This window comes from Rhodanobacteraceae bacterium, from assembly GCA_024234055.1.
GTDB lineage: Bacteria > Pseudomonadota > Gammaproteobacteria > Xanthomonadales > SZUA-5 > JADKFD01.
On the sequence record JACKOW010000003.1, the window covers coordinates 144,728 to 162,158 of the forward strand.

At 64.6% G+C, this 17,431-nt stretch carries 12 protein-coding genes and 1 pseudogene; 4 read left to right on the top strand and 9 right to left on the bottom strand.

All coding sequences use genetic code 11. The features are described from left to right. Window positions 1–291 precede the first annotated feature (291 nt). The 5 genes from H7A19_08010 to smc all read right to left on the bottom strand — a co-directional run bounded on the left by H7A19_08010 (window position 292) and on the right by smc (window position 8,781). Complete coding sequence (locus H7A19_08010; GenBank protein MCP5474775.1) at window positions 292–1,470, bottom strand: aminotransferase class I/II-fold pyridoxal phosphate-dependent enzyme; 1,179 nt, start codon at window positions 1,468–1,470, stop codon at window positions 292–294. A 225-nt stretch (window positions 1,471–1,695) separates the two neighbouring features. Further along, entirely contained in the window at window positions 1,696–3,273 is a 1,578-nt protein-coding gene (locus tag H7A19_08015; protein ID MCP5474776.1) for a M56 family metallopeptidase, read from the bottom strand. Continuing rightward, on the bottom strand, window positions 3,266–3,652 hold the full coding sequence (locus H7A19_08020) for a BlaI/MecI/CopY family transcriptional regulator (protein MCP5474777.1): 387 nt from the start codon (window positions 3,650–3,652) through the stop codon (window positions 3,266–3,268). The genes H7A19_08015 and H7A19_08020 overlap by 8 nt, the downstream gene beginning before the upstream one ends. Before the next feature lie 406 nt (window positions 3,653–4,058). Further along, window positions 4,059–5,081 (bottom strand): threonine aldolase, encoded by a 1,023-nt coding sequence (locus H7A19_08025; protein ID MCP5474778.1) that lies wholly within the window; start codon window positions 5,079–5,081, stop codon window positions 4,059–4,061. Between the two features lie 193 nt (window positions 5,082–5,274). Beyond that, window positions 5,275–8,781, bottom strand: coding sequence for a chromosome segregation protein SMC (gene smc / locus H7A19_08030; GenBank protein ID MCP5474779.1), 3,507 nt, complete (start codon window positions 8,779–8,781; stop codon window positions 5,275–5,277). Window positions 8,782–8,986: 205 nt separating this feature from the next. Here smc and H7A19_08035 point away from each other — a divergent pair, with 205 nt between their 5' ends. Then, a complete protein-coding gene (locus H7A19_08035; GenBank protein MCP5474780.1) occupies window positions 8,987–9,433 on the top strand; it encodes a hypothetical protein in 447 nt (148 codons plus the stop codon). Window positions 9,434–9,533: 100 nt separating this feature from the next. Here H7A19_08035 and H7A19_08040 read toward each other — a convergent pair whose 3' ends face one another. Then, entirely contained in the window at window positions 9,534–10,394 is an 861-nt protein-coding gene (locus H7A19_08040) for a ribonuclease H-like domain-containing protein (GenBank protein ID MCP5474781.1), read from the bottom strand. A gap of 31 nt (window positions 10,395–10,425) precedes the next feature. Beyond that, window positions 10,426–12,823: pseudogene (locus H7A19_08045) on the bottom strand (DEAD/DEAH box helicase). 132 nt (window positions 12,824–12,955) lie between these two features. Here H7A19_08045 and lexA point away from each other — a divergent pair. The 3 genes from lexA to H7A19_08060 all read left to right on the top strand — a co-directional run bounded on the left by lexA (window position 12,956) and on the right by H7A19_08060 (window position 15,938). Further along, on the top strand, window positions 12,956–13,567 hold the full coding sequence (gene lexA, locus H7A19_08050; GenBank protein MCP5474782.1) for a repressor LexA: 612 nt from the start codon (window positions 12,956–12,958) through the stop codon (window positions 13,565–13,567). A gap of 492 nt (window positions 13,568–14,059) precedes the next feature. After that, window positions 14,060–14,401 carry a hypothetical protein gene (locus H7A19_08055; protein ID MCP5474783.1) on the top strand — a complete coding sequence of 114 codons (342 nt, stop codon included), beginning with the start codon at window positions 14,060–14,062 and terminating at the stop codon, window positions 14,399–14,401. Window positions 14,402–14,834: 433 nt separating this feature from the next. Then, complete coding sequence (locus H7A19_08060) at window positions 14,835–15,938, top strand: cupin (GenBank protein ID MCP5474784.1); 1,104 nt, start codon at window positions 14,835–14,837, stop codon at window positions 15,936–15,938. 142 nt (window positions 15,939–16,080) lie between these two features. On the opposite strand, the gene H7A19_08065 is transcribed toward H7A19_08060, so the two are convergent. Continuing rightward, entirely contained in the window at window positions 16,081–16,509 is a 429-nt protein-coding gene (locus H7A19_08065; GenBank protein ID MCP5474785.1) for a hypothetical protein, read from the bottom strand. 80 nt (window positions 16,510–16,589) lie between these two features. After that, entirely contained in the window at window positions 16,590–17,390 is an 801-nt protein-coding gene (locus H7A19_08070; protein MCP5474786.1) for a helix-turn-helix transcriptional regulator, read from the bottom strand. Window positions 17,391–17,431 lie beyond the last annotated feature (41 nt).

The following is a 17,431-nucleotide window of genomic DNA, read 5'->3' on the forward strand; positions in this document are numbered from 1 at the left end:
GCCGACTTGCAGTCGGCGCTCTGGCTCCTGCCTTTACTGACGCCCGATCAAGATCAAGCCAGTAGCCCGGGTAAGCCTAAGGCGCACCCGGGGCTCTTGGGCGCTCGATCCCAGGTGCGCTGCGCTGGGCTACATCCGGACCGTGTTCGCGGACGGAGTCCGCTCCCACAGTAGAACCGCTGCCAGCCTGGGATCGCCGAGTTGCACTCGGCGCTCTTGCTTTCGCCTCTTCCGGTGGCTCGACCAAGATCAACAGCGCCGAGTGCAACTCGGCGATCCGGGTGAAGGGTCCTAAGCCTTCGCCAGCGCCTGTTCCAGATCCACCATCAGATCTTCGGGCTCTTCCAGTCCTATCGACAGCCGAACGAGATTCCACGGCAACCCGGTACGATTGGATTCGGCCTTGCCATCGCGGATGACCACCGCCAACGGCCAGACCAGCGATTCGTGCCCGCCCCAGGAGACCGCCATCAGGAACAGCTTGAGGCTGTCGCAGAAGCGCTCGATGCCGGCGACGTCTTCGGCCTTCACCTCGATCGCCAGCATGCCCGACCCACTGCGCATCTGTGCCTGGGCCAGTTCGCGCTGCGGATCGCTGTTGCTGCCAGGGTAGTAGACGCGGGCGATCTTGGGATGCTGCTGCAGATACTCGACGATCCGCGCGGTCGTTCGCACCACCCGCTCCATGCGCACGCCCAGGGTGCGCAGGCCGCGCAGCATCAGCCAGGCTTCAAACGGCCCGGGTATCGCGCCAAAGGTCATGAACGGGCCGCGGAAGACTTCCTGGATCAGCGCCCTGGAAGCACAGAGCACTCCAGCGACCACATCGCTGTGGCCGTTCAGATACTTGGTGGCCGAATGCATCACCAGATCGATACCCAGATCGGCGGGACGCTGCAACAGGGGACTGGCGTAGCTGTTGTCGCACAGGGTACGCACGCCACGAGTCTTGGCCAGAGCCGCAATCGCGGCCAGATCCTGCAATTCCATCGTCAGCGAATTCGGGCTTTCGAGCACGATCATGCGCGTCCGCTCGGTCAGCGCGGCCTCGATGGCGGCCACATCGCCACCGTCGACAAAGCTGACGCTCACACCGAAGCGCGGCAGCCAGTCGCGCACCAGCACTCGGGTCCAGGCATAGGGTTTCTGCACGCACAGCACATGATCGCCGGCACGCACGGCCGCCAGCACACCGGCTGCGATGGCCCCGGCGCCAGAACCGAACACCAGCGCATCCTCGGTGCCTTCCAGCGCCGCCAGCTTGCGGCGCAGGATCTCCACCGTGGGATTGTTGCCGCGGGTGTAGAAGGCAGTGGCCAGCTCGTCCTGACCCGCAGCGCGCATCGCCGCCACCGTGGGAAAGGCGAAATTGCTGGTCTCGAAGATCGGCGGCGTCACGGCACCGCGATAGCTCTCGCGGTCTTCACCCAGATGATTGAGGATGAAGCTCAGAGTGTGTTCGTCGGTCATCGGTGGCGGCGGTGCGTGCGGGGTGACACAGACTGACGGCGGCCGGGACCTGATGCAAGGGTGGCTTCGGAGGGCTGTGCGCCTGCACGGCCGCTTCGTAACCGCCTACCCTCCGCAGCAGCGCCGCCGCGCGGCGCCCTCCGGATCAGCGACTCACTGGATCGGGAGTCCAGCCCGACATGAGCTCAAACTCGCATTTCTCACACCTGCGCGAGCAGATGCGGGCTAACAGTCCTCGCCGACTGGGTCGGTGATGAAATGACTCTCGAAGATATCGGGCTCGATCAGCCTTCGCAGCGGCGGCAAGGCAGAAACCTGGCTTCTCCGGATTTCCACCCGACGCTCCGATGGCGACGCCGGCGCTATGGGTGCCACTGGCGCCGGTGGCGCTACCGGCGCCACCGGCGCTTCGGGGGCGCGCCCGGCAGGCGGAGTTGGCGCCGCGGGAGCCACCGGTGCTGAGGGTGGTGTCGGCGGCGTCGGCGGTGTCGGCGCTTTCGACAGTGCCACTGCGCCAACCACCGGAGGCGCGGGCGGCGCGGGTGCAACTGGTGGTGCTGGAGGCGTTGGAGGCTCGGGTATCTGGGCCACAGGCGCAATTGGCGTCGCTGGCACGGCAGGCGGTGCTGGTGGTTTCGGCGCGGTAGGCGGTGGCGGCGGTTCCGGCACTTCGGATAGCGCCGGTGCGGCGATCGCATCTCTCAGGCCTACGCCCGGCAGGGCCACACAGGCAGCCAGCAGCGCCAGGACCAGCGCAGACTGACGAACGACGGACAACGGTTCGAATCCCATGGCTTGCTCCTTGGTCAATCGGTAGACGCGCTCGATCAGTATCGAACGCGGTTCTGCCATCGCCGCAGCGAAGATCGAGGGCTTGCGCCCGGCATATCCATATGCGGCACATGCGGCCAGCGATTCGGCCAGCGCGCGCCCGCCACCCGAACGCTGCGCGGCCCAGGCGTCGCAGGCAAATTCGGCCAGTTCCGCCAGGCGCCGCCTGGCCAGTGCACCGAGCGGCTGCGGCAGCACCTGAGACACCAGCACGCAGGCACACTGCCAGTAGGAATCGCGACGGCGCAGGTGCGCCACCTCGTGCGCGAGCATCGCCCGACGCTGCGCCCTGTGCAGTTGCGACAGCGCCCAGGGCGGCAGACAGATCAGCGCAGGCGGCAGTGATACTGGACTGGCCAGTTCGGGGTCCAGCGCCAGGCGTATCGGCGGCAACCCGGCGAGGCGCTGCAATTCCCGCGTCTCGGCGACCACGTCAGCCTCATCAAGGTCGGCAAGCAGAGCCGAGCGGCGATGTTCGCGTCGCCAGTGCCAGCCGAGTCGCAGCAGCATGAGCAGCGCAAACAGCGACCAGATCCAGCCCACGAACGCCACCACCCCGGCTGCACCCCAGCTTCGAGCCGACGGCGTGCGCACGGCCTGGCCAGTCGAATCCAGCTCAGAGCCGGTCGCGACATCGGAAGGTCCGCCTGCCACAGTCGACAAAGCTGCGCTGGCTTGCTGCAATCGGCCTCCCGACGACGGCGAGTCGGGCCGCAGCTCAGGGGCGGGGGCCTGCGAATCGGAACTGACGGCCAGCAACACTCTGCCCGCCCAGGGATGATCGACGATCAGCGTCTGCACGCTGGCGGTGAGTAGCGGCGCCAGCACGGCCAGACGCCAGGCAGCCTCGCGCAGTGATGGCGCCTTCAGCAGGGCAAGGCGCTCGCCCAGATACACCAGCAGCAACATCAGGCCGCCATGCACCCAGGCCGTGAGCCACCAGGACAACAGCAGCAAGCCGGTCTCAGTCATGGCGAGAATCCTTGTTTGAAAGCAGCTGGCGCAGTTGCTCAAGATCGCCGGGGGCGATCTCGTCTTCGCGCAGGAGATGCGTTACCAGCGCCCGCGCATCGCCTCCGAACAGACTGCCGAGCAATCCCGACACCATTGAGCGACGCACCGCGCCCTCCTCAACCAATGGCCGATACACCAACTGTCGACCATCGCGGTGCGATTCGACCACGCCGCGTTTCTCCAGTCGCGACAACAAGGTGGCGATCGTCGTATGCGCCAGTCCCCGGCTCTGCGCCAGAACTTCAGCCACCTCTGCCGTGCTGGCCTGTCCGCGGCGCCACAGCACCCGCATCAGTTCCAGTTGCAGCTCACTGAGGACAGTATCGTCGTCGGCCATCGCGCACTTCTACAGTTGTCGTACTACATTTGTAGAAGATAACAGTCATCTCGTCAAGCAGGCCGGAAGTCATTGCCCACGGTCATTTCAGCTCGATTGAACATTTGCCTGATGCCGATAACGAGCGAGGCCGACATCCCGCCTCTGCGTGAACCCATGTCGTCAGTTGTTGAAGCGTCATTGCGAGCCACCTGTATCGGCCTGAAACTGCCCACCGGCCATGAACCACAAGCTTGCCTGTAGGAGCGACCTTGCGGCGCGACCGCTGCTGCGGACGTGCGGCATGCCGGTCGCGACGCGAGGTCGCTCCTACAGGCGAGCTTGCCGACCGGCGAGCTTGGGGATCAGGGCCCATGGACGGTGTCGGGCCTACACAGGTGGCTCGCCAGGAGCCGGACAGGACGCCTCAGAAGCGGAGCTGGCGCAACACGGCGCAAGCCTGCTCGATGGCCTCGCCACCCACATCCAGATGGGTCACGAAACGGACGGTTCTCGGACCGAATGCCGACGCACGTACACCCTGCTCTTTCAGCCCGGACAGGAAGCGCTCGGCGCTGAGCTCACCGGCCAGGTCGAAGATCACGATATTGGTGTGCACCGGGCGGATGCCGGCGACATAGGGCTGCTGGGCAAGCACCGCAGCCAGTTGCCGAGCGTGGGCGTGATCCTCACGCAAACGTTCCGTGTGATGCTTCAATGCATACAAGCCCGCTGCCGCCAGGAATCCGATCTGGCGCATGCCGCCACCGAAGCCCTTGCGCAGCCTACGAGCCTTGGCGATGAAGGCTTTCGTTCCCAGCAACAACGAGCCTACCGGCGCACCCAATCCTTTGGACAGGCAGATCGAGAGGCTGTCGAACTCGGCGCCCCATACCCGAGGGGACTCGCCGGTTTCCGCCAGCGCGTTGAACAGCCGTGCGCCGTCCAGATGCAAGCTCAATCCGCGTTCACTGCATAGCGCGCGGATCGGACGCACCTGGTCGATCGTGTAGTAACTGCCGCCAGCGGCATTGCAGGTGTTCTCCAGCACCACCAGGCGCGAGCGTGGCAACCAGTCGGCTGGCGGTTTGATCGCCGCCGCGATTTGCGCTGCATTCAGCCGGCCGTGGTCGCCGGGAATGGTCTGAATGGCGATCTGCGAATGGAAGGCATAGCCGCCGTTCTCGTAGCGGAACACATGCGAGGTCTCTTCGCAGATCAACTCGTCCATCGGCTCGGTATGGGCCTTGATGGCAATCTGGTTGCTCATCACGCCCGAGGGCATGAACAGCGCCGCTTCGTGGCCGAAGAGATCCGCGGCGTAATCCTGCAGCGCATGCACGCCCGGGTCTTCATTGAACACATCGTCGCCGACTTCGGCGGCACACATGGCCGCGAGCATGCCCGGCGTTGGGCGGGTGACGGTATCGCTGATCAGGTCGATGGGCATCGTCGCGAGTCGAGTGGTCGAAAGGGAACACAGATTGTTCGCGCCGCAAACAGTCCTGCTGCGGTGGCGAAGTAAAACGTAAAACGTGAAACGTCAATTTGAAGCCACAGCCCCGGAAACCCAAATTGACGTTTTACGTTTTACGTTTGACGTTTGACCCCTGCCCCAGCGCGCTCAACAAGATTTACGACAATCACGCCGCCTGCATGGTCAAGCGCGTCGCCTCGGCCAGATCGACGCTGACCAGTCGCGACACGCCGGGTTCGCGCATGGTCACGCCGGCCAGCTGGTTGGCGGCTTCCATGGTGACCTTGTTGTGCGAGACCACCAGGAACTGCACGCTCTTGCTCATCTCCAGCACCATCTGACTGAAGCGGCCGACATTGGCCTCATCCAGGGGCGCGTCAACCTCGTCCAGCAGACAGAAGGGCGCCGGATTCAGGCGGAAGATGGAGAACACCAGAGAGACCGCCGTCAGCGCTTTCTCGCCGCCGGAGAGCAGACCGATGCTGGCCGGCTTCTTGCCGGGCGGGCGGGCAATGATGTTGACGCCGGTGGACAGCAGGTCCTCGCCGGTCAGCTCCAGATAGGCGTGTCCACCGCCGAACAGACGCGGAAACAGCTCCTGCACGCCGGCGTTGACGCGGTCGAAGGTCTCCTTGAAACGGGTGCGGGTTTCGCGATCGATCTTGCGGATCGCTTCTTCCAGGGTTTCCAGGGCTTCGGTCAGGTCGGCGTGCTGGGCATCCAGATAGGTCTTGCGCGTGGATTGTTCTTCCAGCTCCTGGATGGCCGCCAGATTGACCGGTTCCAGGCGCTTGATGCGCTGTTCCAGATCGACCAGGCGTGCTTCCCAAGCCGGCAATGTGGCCTCGGGATTGAGTTCGGCCAGCACCGCTTCGCGCTCGTAACCCTCGGCATGCATGGCCTCTTCCAGGGCCTCGGCCTTGATCCGGATGGCCTGCTCGGCCAGTTGTGCCTGACTCTTCTTCTCGCGGGCCTGGGCCAGCTGATGATCGATGCGCTGGCGCTCGAAATCCTGCTTGCGCAGACGCTGATCCAGCTGCTCCAGCTGCTGGCGGGCCGTGCTCAGCTTCTGGTCGACAATCACGCGTTGGTCCAGATGCAGCCTCAGCTCTTCCTCGAGCTTGGGCAGTGGCCCGTCAGTTTCGGTCAACTGCTGCTGCAATTGCACACGGCGACCTTCCAGTTGTGACAGCTGCAGCTCGATGCGCTCGATGGCAGCGGTCAGCGAGCGCGCCGCAGTGCGCTTGGATTCCACCGACAGCGCCAGCTGGCGCTCGCCTTCCTGAGCTTCGCGCGCTCCGGCGCGTACGCTTTCACGCGCCTGCGCCAGCTGCTGGCGCTCGATCTCCAGCTGCTCGCGTTGTTCGGCCAGGGTTTCCAGTCTGGACATCTCGCCGTTGAGCTTGCCGCGCGCTTCCTTGACCTGCTGCTCCGCCTGGGCAATCTGTTCGGCCAGCTGCTCGCGCTCCTTGGCGATGGCCTCGCGACGCTGCCGCTCCTGCTCGACCTTGCCTTCGTGACTGCGTACGCGGCCGGCGAAATCGGCCAGTTTGCGATGTGCCGCGTATAGACTCGTCTGCGCCAACTCGCGCATGCGCTCGGCTTCAGCCAGGGCACTGCGGCTCTGGGCCAGCGAATCTTCCAGCTCGGCCGAACGCGCATCCATGGCCTCGATGCTGGCCTTGAGTGTCTCGATCTCACGACCGCGCTGGATCACGCCTTCGTGTCCCTGGCTGCCGCGATCGATGCGCCGCCAACCGGGGCCGAACCAATGGCCATCGCGGGTCATCGCACTCTGATGCGGCGCCAATGTGGGTGCCGTGGAGCGCGCTGCGAACTCGTCCTCGACTGCCATGATCCCGCCCAGCCAGCAGGCCAGTGCTGCCGGACCTCGAACTTTCTCCGCCAGGCTACCCGGGGGCAGCGCCACACCGGCGCTGTAGGCATCGACCAGCGTCAACACGCCCTTGGGCAGGCTGGCGAGTTCGATCTCGCGATCGGTCGCCGCTTCAATGACGATGGCCTCGAGCGCCATGCCCAATGCGGTTTCCACGGCCGCTTCCCAACCGGGCTCGACCTGCAACAAGGTGCCGAGCCTCGGTGCCTGCTGCAAACCCTGCTTGCTGAGCCAGGCACCGAGATCGCGCTTGTCCTCACCCAGGGCCGCATGCTGCAGGGCCTCCAGCGAGGCCAATCGGCCGCGCGCGGCGCTTAGCTGCTGGCGCTCCTGGTTCAGTTGCGTCTGGGTGCCGCGCAGGGTCTGTTCGGCCTTGGACAAGGCCGACTTGCGATCATCCAGCTCAGCCGACAGCGTCTCGACGGTGGCTTCTTCGGCAGCGAGTCCCTCGCGCAGTGCGTTCAACTCGTCGGCACTGCCGCGCGAGCTCAGCATCGCGGTTTCCGAATCGAGAATCTCGCGGCGCTTCAGCGCCTGATGCACCTGGCGTTCCAGATAATCGATGCGGGTACGCTCGACTTCGGCGGCCTTGGTGGCTTCTCCCTGACTGCGATTGAGCAGATCGGCACGACTCTGCCACTGCGCCAGCGCGCCTTCCGCTGCCGCCAGCGCTTCGCTGCGTTCTTCGGCAGCATCGGCCAGCGCATTGAGCCTGGGCTCTTCGCGTTGCAATGCCTGCTGCAGCATCTGCTCCTGCTCGCGGTCCAGCCGGCCCTGCTCGCTCAGATGCTCACGCTGGCCAGCCAGATCGGCCAGTTCGCGCTTGAGGCGAGCTACGCTGTCGCGGCGGAAATTCAGCTGCTGCTCAACCCGGGCGATCTCGGCGCCCACTTGATAGTGCTCGGCCTGGACCGAGCGGAAAGCCTCGGCGGCCTCGCCGTGCTGGGTGCGTGCGGCCTCGATATCAGCCTCGTTGCGGGTCTGATCGGTGGCGAGTTGTTCCACCAGCAATTCGGTCTGTCGCAGTTTGGCAATCTCGGCCTCCAGCTGCTGCGCCAGCGCTCGCCAGGCCAGGGCCTTGGCCTCGGCATCCACCTTGCGCTGTTCGGCGCGAAGCTCGGTCCAGCGTTCGGCCTGCTTGGCCTGCCGGCGCAGATGTTCCAGATGTTTGTCGACCTCGTCGCTGACGTCTTTCAGACGCTCCAGATTCTCGCGCGTGGCGCGCATGCGCGACTCGGTTTCCTTGCGACGCTCCTTGTACTTGGAGATGCCGGCGGCTTCTTCGAGATGCACGCGCAGGTCTTCGGGCGCCGCTTCGACGATCTGCGAAATCATGCCTTGCTCGATGATCGCGTAGGAACGCGGTCCAAGTCCGGTGCCCAGAAACAGATCGGTCACATCGCGGCGACGGCATTTGGTCCCGTTCAACCAGTACTGCGACTGACTGTCGCGGCCGACCACGCGCCGCACCGAGATCTCGTTGTAGGCAGCGTATTCACCGAGGATGCTGGCGTCGGAATTGTCGAAAATCAGCTCCACCGAGGCCTGGCCCACCGGCTTGCGCTCGGTGGTGCCATTGAAGATCACATCGGTCATGGAATCGCCGCGAAGGCGGCTGGCGGCGGATTCACCCAGCACCCACTTGACCGCGTCGATGATATTGGACTTGCCGCAGCCATTCGGACCAACTACCGCCGTCATATTGGTGGGCAGGTGCAAGGTCGTCGGGTCGACGAAGGACTTGAAGCCGGCCAGTTTGACAGTGGCTAGACGCATTGCGCGGACGATTCTCGGGGATCAATGGTGACTTCGAGTGCCGTGGCGCCGCTGGGCTGCCCGGTCAAACGGACCGCGAACTATAGCACCGCGATCCCGAGCGCCAATTCCAGCGATGGATCTGGATGGCATGCGAGCGCACAGGACTTGTTGCCGAGCCCCTCCAAGTTCATGCTGGTTGGCGTCCTCCCGATCGGCCGATGCCATGGATACCCTGACTACTGGCACCATCGTCGCAGCCATTGTGCTGCTGGTTGTTGCTGCGGTCTTTATCCGTATGCGCCGTCACCGAGCCCTGCTCGGCGAACTGGGGCAGCTGCCGTCCCGGGTGACCAATCCGCGTCTGTACACGGCCCTGCGCAGCATTCGTGCCTGGGAACTCAAGGCCGGTGAAGGTGCCCGTGCCTGCAACTGGGCCCGCGAGAGCGACGGCCAGCGTTTCCGTACCGAACAAGCCATACGCCTGCCGATCGCTGGTTGCGGGCGAGCCTGCCAGTGTGAATACCTGCCCGTCACCGAGGGACGGAGACGCCAGCGGCGGCGTGTGATCAACGACCAGACGGTGCTGAACATGGGCGACAGCAAGGCCGGCAATCGACGCAGCAAGGATGGACGGCGCAAGGACGACCATTGGGGCGGCGATCAGCGCTGATCCTGGACGGAGTCCGCTCCCACCGTAGGAGCGACCTTGCGTCGCGACCGCAGTCCAGCTGCCACGCAGCTGTTTAACGACAACCAGCCCCGGCAAGCTGCTAGGCCGCCCTCACCCTGCTTTGCCGCGGCGCCGATGCAGGCACCGTCAGCATGACTCGCAGCACTCGCAGCAGGGCCTCCAGGTCATAGCGGTTGTGTTGCATGACGCGCAGCAGATCACGTGTCTGGCCAGTGGCAAGGAACTCGCGCCAGGCCCGCGGGGCTTCGCTGCCGGGCAAGTCGTTCTCGCGCGCCCTCCCCAGCAGCATGCGTTCGGCGGTGGTCAACTTGCAGTTGGGCCATTGGCCACGAAAAGCCCGACGGACCGGATGCAGCAAATCCCAATGCCCTGTCGCCGCCGATCCGGACTGGTGACCATGCAGGGTTTCCAGCGTGCGCATCGCCGGCACATCGAAGGACTTGCCGTTGTAGCTGACCAGATGTGCTGCCCCGGCGCATTCGTCGATCCAGGCAGCCACCAGCGCGGACTCACCACAGGGCCGGGTCATCAGGTACTGGCGCAAGACCCAACCATCATCAATCCACCGCAGCACACCGAGCAGGAACACCTTGAGCCCGACCCCGCCGCTGAGACCGCTGGTCTCGGTGTCGAACAGCCGCAGATGCTCCAGCGGCACCGCCAGATCCGGATCCCAGGGCGGCCGCAGCACCTCGGGCAGATCCAAACCCGCGAGCTTCAGGCGTAGAGCGCTGACGCGCACTTCGTGCAAACGCAAACCCGGCGCCAACTCGTGACCGGGAAGCTCCGCGGGCCGACTATCGGCCACCTGGCCGCTGCGCTCACGCGCCAGCAGGCGCAAGCGGCCCAGGCGCTCGCTCCACTCGGCATCGACGACCGGAGGCGCCGCTGGCGGTGTGTGACGACCAGCAAGTTGCCCCAAGCGCTGGCGCAGATCCATGCTGCCCCGCTCCCTGTCCCGGGCCAGCGCGCTAGTGCCGACTGGCAGTCGCCGGCGTGGCGTCGACCAATGTCGGCATCGGGGCGCTGCTCTGGTGCTTGAGCAGGGCCAGCACCCGCAGCGCGCTGCCCTTGGGCGAACGCAACTCATCCGTGCCCAATATGGGCCCTACACAAGCCGGGCAACCCGGGCCGCAACGGCAACCGGAAATCAAGGCACTGGCCGCAGATACCAGCTCTTCGCGCCGCTCGAACAGCGGTCTAGACAGCCCGATGCCACCCGGGTAGTTGTCGTAGAGATACACCGCTGGCGCAAAGGCGGCCAGCGATTCGAGGTCCAGCGCCTCGCCGCCAGGCCCCCGCAGCTCGCCTCGTCCTTTGCTGGAAACCTGCGCAGACCAGTCGTTGTCGCCACTCCCCACGGCCTTGCCCAGATCCCGCGGCTCTGACATGGACAGCAGTGTAGCCACGGTATGCAGGGCATAAGCCGCGCCGAGAAAGCCATCAAGCGCCTCGAAGCGGGTCTTGAACGTCCGGTCAATGGCTTCAGGCGACAGCCGCCACCAGACCGAGGTGGTCTGCAGTTCCTGATCCGGCAGATTGACCGGCCCGTAGCCGATGTTCTCGTGGCTGTAGTAGCGGATCTTCTTGTAGCCCGTCACCCGCCGAACCACGTGGACTTCGCCATGCTGGGCCGCGCCCTCGCCGGAATCCGCCTGCCCAAATTCGGCCAGAGGCTTCAGGCGGGTGTAGTCGATGGCATCGGTGTAGTAATCGACATGGGTGCGGGTGACATAGGCCTTGCGACCCACCCAGTCCAGCTTCTCCACCTGCCAGGGCACGGATTGCACCATGTAGATCGCGCCCTCATACAAGGTCAGCGCGGCCGAAGAGAAATCTACTTCGGCGATGATGGTCTGCTTGCCGCCGGTGCGGTCGACCACCACGAAGTTGCCGTCGGCCACCGAGCGCAGATTGACAGCGCCGGCCGGATAACTGTCGTCGATCCAATGCCAGCGGGTGCCGTCGCGATGCAGCACGCCCTCTTCCGCCAGATATTCGAGGAATTCGCGGATATCGCGTTCGCCGTAGCGATCATGATCGGTGAAGGGCAGCTCGAAGGCAGCGCAGCGGATATGGTCGAGCATAATCAGCAGCTGGTCCGGATCGATACGCGCATGTTCGGGTGACTGCTCGAGGAAATAGGCCGGATTGCGCACCACGAACTGATCCAGCGCCTCGCTGCTGGCGACCAGCACGCCCAGCGCCGATTGTTGCCGGCGTCCGGCCCGGCCCAGGCGCTGTCGGGTGGCGGCAATGCTGCCGGGATAGCCACATAGCAAGGCGACGTCGAGCGCACCGATATCGACGCCCAGTTCCAGTGCCGAAGTCGAGACGATGGCATCGATGGAGCCGGCGCGCATCAGTTTTTCCGTCAGCCGGCGCTCTTCCGGCAGATAACCACCGCGATAGGCGCGCACCCGGGCCGGCTTGCGCGGATCGTGATCGAACACGTCTTTCAGGTACTTGGTGAGCACCTCGACCATCAGCCGCGACTGCGCAAACAGAATGGCCTTGAGCCCGGCCTTCACGCTCATCCGTGCCAGCTTGCTCACCTGCGAGCGCGCCGACGCACGGATGCCGAGGTCGGGATTGATCGGCGGCGGATTCCAGAACAACAGATGGCTGGCGCCGCGCGGCTCACCGCTGTCGGTCACGGCCTGCATGGCCATTCCGTCAGCGCCTGGGCGTGTTCGCGCGGATTGCCGATGGTGGCCGAACAGCAGATGTACTGCGGGCGCACGCCATAGAAGGCGCAGACGCGCTGCAGCCGCCGCAACACATTGGCGACATGGGCGCCAAACACACCGCGATAGCTGTGCACCTCGTCAATGACGATGAAGCGCAGCGACTGGAAGAACTGCGCCCATTTGGTGTGGTGCGGCAGGATCGCCTGATGCAGCATGTCCGGGTTGGTCACCACGACATCGCCCTTGGTGCGCACCGCCTGGCGCGCATCCGAGGGGTATCGCCATCAAAGGTGTAGGCGCGCACGCCGAGTTCGCCGGCGCGGTTGAGCTCCATCAGTTCCGCCACCTGATCCTGCGCCAGAGCCTTGGTAGGGAACAGATACAGGGCCTTGGCCTCATGCTGCAGCGCGGCATTGAGTACCGGACCGTTGAAGCACAGAGTTTTTCCGGATGCCGTGGGCGTGGCCACCACGCAATGCCCGCCGTCATCCAGCACGCGCCAGGCCTCGGCCTGATGGCTGTAGAGCTCGCGCACGCCGCGTGACTGCAGCGCCTGACGCAAGCGTGGATCGATGCTGTCGGGTATGGGTGCGTAGCGGCCGATCTGCGCCGGCGTCACCGCTTCGGCGGTGATGCAGCCACGGTACTTGCGCTTGAGCTTGGCTGCCAACGCGGCCACCCGGTCGGGTGCCGGCGCTTCAGGGGCTCAAATCCAGACTCGACATCTGACAGCACGGCGTTTAAGCTCACGACTCGTTCTCTTTTCGTTCTCCCGATGACTCAGCGTAGAGAACCAATGGAAAACACGCAAGTGCTTTCATTGACCCCAGGGCAACGCCAGCTCTATCAGCATCTGCTCAAACGCCATGAGGATGGCGCCGACCCGGCAACGCTGGATCAGCTGTGCGCTGAACTCAGGCTGGCCTCGCGTGGTTCACTGCACAAGCAAGTGAGCGCGCTGATCTCAGCGGAACTGGTCGAGCCCATGGACGGCAAACAGCGCGGTGTGCGCTTGCGCCAGTCGCCACCCAGCGATGACGAATACGAGGGCACCCTGCCCTTGCTGGGCCGTATCGCCGCCGGCAGGCCGATCGAGGCCATGGCGTCCGATGAGCGCATCGCGGTGCCGCCACCGATGCAGCCGCGCGGCGCCGGTTACGTGCTGCAGGTACGCGGCGAGTCGATGCGCGACATCGGCGTGCACGATGGCGACCTGGTGATCATCGAATCGCGCGATCAGGCCCGCTCTGGCGAAATCGTGGTGGCCCTGATCGATGGCGAAGCGGCCACGCTCAAACGCCTGCGTCCGCGATCGGGCTGGATCGAACTGGAATCGGAAAACCCCGACCACCCAACCCAACGCTACGAGCCCGAACGGGTGCAGATTCAGGGCGTGCTGGTGGGGTTGATGCGGCGGTATTGAGCGCGGGTTGGCTTCAGCAAATCGCAGCCGGCACGTCTTACGGGCAATGAACCACAAGCTGCCTGTAGGAGCGACCTCGCGTCGCGACCGCCAAGCCGCAGTTCCACAGTAGTGGTCGCGCCACAAGGGCGCTCCTACCTGTGGACGAAACCGTCGCTGCGCTCCTCGGAATGACGCATCAACAACTTGCGATATGGGCTCAAGGAGAGCCGCATGTGTAGTCCCGACACTGCACGCAGGCTCAAGAATCTGGCGCACTCTTGGATCCAGACTTGTCTGGACGCCTTTCGCTCGTTGATGCAGAAGCGTCCACACAAGTCTCGACCCACCGAGAAGCGGCTTGCCGTCTGCACGAACTGCGTCGGCTCCTTGTTGCGCAACCGTAAAAATCCAGTTCAGTCCAGCTGAATGCCTGGATTGGAGCATGCAACCTTTGCCTTCCCGGAGGCTCAGAATCGAAGTCGCAACAACCACCCAGTGAGGACATTCACGATGCAAATCCAGGTGATTGATCAACTGCAGGCCGACCCCCAGAGACTGCGCGCCATGTTTGTCGTTCGAGCGCTCCGGGCGCTGGATCGTATGGCGCCGGGCATCCTCAAGCTGGTCGGCAAATTTCGTGACCTGAACGGGCCCAAGGGCGGTGTGGATCACGCCTGCAGCATCGAAGTTGCACTTCGCGATGGCAGCCACTTCCGGGCCGAAGCGCGTTCGGCCCAGTTGCTGGAAGCACTGGACGGCGCTCTGGCGCGACTGGTGCGTCGTATCGACGCTGCACACAAGCGGCAGTTGAGCAAGCGTCGTAGCGGCTTGCTGGCGCTGGATGTGGGTTAGTCCGTAGAGCGGGCGTAACTTAGGTAGGCACGGTCGCCCCTGTCGGCGCGCTTATTCGCGCATCAAACGGTGGGCGATCTCAGAGTTCATTTTTTGTCCGCAAAGGACGCAAAGGACGCGAAGATTTCAATGGACTGGCCGGCTGAGCACGATCTCTGGCGACATCGCTAGCTGACATCTTGGAATCGCTCTACTTTGCGTCCTTTGCGTCCTTTGCGTCCTTTGCGGAAAATTCTTTGATTCAAGTACTTGCGGTATGTTTGGTGAGAGCGGGCGCCGCCCGCGACAGTCAGCAGACACATTGGCCAGCTTGATCGCCGACAGAGTCCGCTCCCACAGTGGAGCGGGCATGGCCGCAGCGAGTTGGCCGATTGCCGTCTAACCTGTCCGCGGAAAAGCGATACTCCGAAGCCTCCTGCATCGGACATCCCTGATGAGCCTGCCTGATCGACTGGCGATTGCGCCGCCGCTGGCCCGCGCGGAATTGCAACTGGCGACTGCCGATCTGGATGCCGCCCTCGACTTCTATGTGGACCAGCTCGGCTTCAGGCTGGAGTTGATCATGCCGGCCGATGACCCACGGATGGCGCTGGTGTCCGGCCACGGCATCCAGTTGCGCCTGGACGCTACTGCGGCACAGACATCAACGACGCCCGTACGGCTGCGTCTCCCCCTGGCGGCCCGGGCCGCGCATCTGCCGCAGGAATTGCTGTTGATTTCGCCGGACGGCGTCCAGATTGAATGGGCGGATCTGGAACAGGCACCGCTGAATCCGCCGGGCACTCAGGAGTTCGTCCTTTGTCGCGCCGCACAGAATACATCCTCGGTCCGCGGCCGTGCCGGCATGCGCTATCGGGATCTGCTGCCGGGGAGACTCGGCGGACGCTTCATCGCCTCGCATATCCGCATTGATGACGGCGGTCCGGTACCCGACTACGTGCACTACCACGAAGTTCAGTTTCAGCTGATCTACTGCCATCGCGGTTGGGTACGCGTGGTCTACGAAGATCAGGGCGAGCCCTTCACGATGCTGCCGGGCGACTGCGTGCTGCAACCGCCGACCATCCGCCATCGAGTCCTGGAAGCTTCCGCCGGGCTGGAGGTCATCGAATTCGGCTCACCGGCCGAACATCCCACTCGCCGCGACCATGAACTGGAACTGCCCAACGCAGCCATTCAGCCGGGTCGGCGTTACGGCGGCCAGCGCTTCATCCATCACCAAGCCGCCACGGCCCTGTGGCAGCGGGATCAGGACTCAGGCCTAGAGTTTCGTGATCTCGGCATTGCCAAAGCCAGCGCCGGCCATGCGGACCTCAGGGTCTGGCGCATCCCGGGTGGGCGTTCGCTGGTCAGTGCCGGGCACAACAATGCGCTGCAGTGGTACGCCCTGCTGTCGGGCGAACTCTGCTTGAACAGCCGGGCGTTGGGGCAATACCTGTTGGTCAGCGGTGATGCCTTCACCGCTCCCGCTGGCGCCGATCTCCAGCTGTCAGCGACCAGCGCTGGTGAATTGCTGGCGCTGACGATTCCTGCCTGAACTGCTCGACGAGTCCGAGGCGAGCCGCGCAACGGCTTACCGGGGCGCCTTGTGGTCGTTGCCCGGACAGCGCTGCGCCCAGTTCGGGCTACCAAAGCCCGCGCCCTTGTCGGCAACCGACAACTGTCAACCGACAACCAGGTCAGCGTAGAGCCACATTCCCGGCCATCGGCCGAAATGCCGAGTCATCGGGGAATTCGCTGCGGACGGGCAGATCGGCCAAGGCCATGCGATTGGGCGCCTTGGGTGTGGACTCGTCGTAGGCCGCCTTGGATGCCAGCTGTGCTGCCTTGTGCGCGATCCGGCACAGATGTCCGCTGTCGTAGAAGGAGCTGTATTTGATCCAGCGCGGCCCGCCGGTCTTGCCCTTGGGGGCGATCCCCTTGCGACCGGGTCCGGGTCCGGCAAACAGCGGCACCCACAGCGCATCCTTGGGATTGGCTTCGATGCAGACGTAGAACTGCTGTGGCGAGTATTCGACGTCATCGGTGCCGGTGAAGCTGGCGCCGTCGGATGCGAGAGTCTGCGGGTCAAAGCGCAGCACCAGACCTGGTGCATGAACGTGGGGCATGAACATCCTTGAGTAGGTGCGCCGGCGGCGCCGGCTGCCGCATTGTAGCCCCCGCAAGCCGACTGCGCCGGTCGCGAGGCTCAGTCCAGCGCCGCCAGTTGTCGAAGTCGGTCGGCCGTGGTCGGGTCGGCCGGATAAAACGCCTCCAGCGCCAGCTCGGAGAGCGTGATTTCGGTCGGCGAGCCAAACACCGTCAAGGTTCCAAACAGGGCCAGATCCCCGACCGGACTGCGCAGGCGCAGCACCATCATCACATCGGGCAGCACCGATTCAGGCGCAGCGGCCGCGTCTTCACCCGGCAAGCTCGGGTACGCGGTCAACTCTTCGCTCAACTGCTGCAGTTGCGGGTCGTGAGTCTGCTCGCACAAGCGCTGCAGCCGCGCCAGCAGATAGCGGCGCCACTCTCCCAGATTGATGACCGCCGGGGCCAAACCCCGCGGATGCAGACTGACCTTGAGCACATTGACGGGCGCCGCCAGCAACTCGGGAGACGCCATCTGCAACAGCCGCTCGGCGCTGCGATTGCTGAGCAAGAGATTCCAGTGGCGATCCACCGCCAGTGCCGGAAAGGGCTCGTGGCCATCGAGCACGCTCTGTACCGCCTGCCGCGCCGCCTGCATGGGGGCGTCATTCAAGGCCTGCTCGACAAACTGCGGCGCAAAGCCCCCTGCCAGCAGCAGACGGTTGCGCTCTCGCAACGGCAGGTCCAGCGCTGCTGCCAATTCCAGGATGACTTCACGGCTGGGTCTGGAGCGACCGGTTTCCACAAAGCTGAGATGCCGGGTCGAAATCCGGGCATCGGCCGCCAGATCCAGCTGGCTGCGCCGGCGCCGATGGCGCCAGTCCCTGAGCAATAGTCCAACGGCGGATTCGCGATTCATGCGTCAATCCTAACCCTCCCACGGAAGCGTGGACATGACCT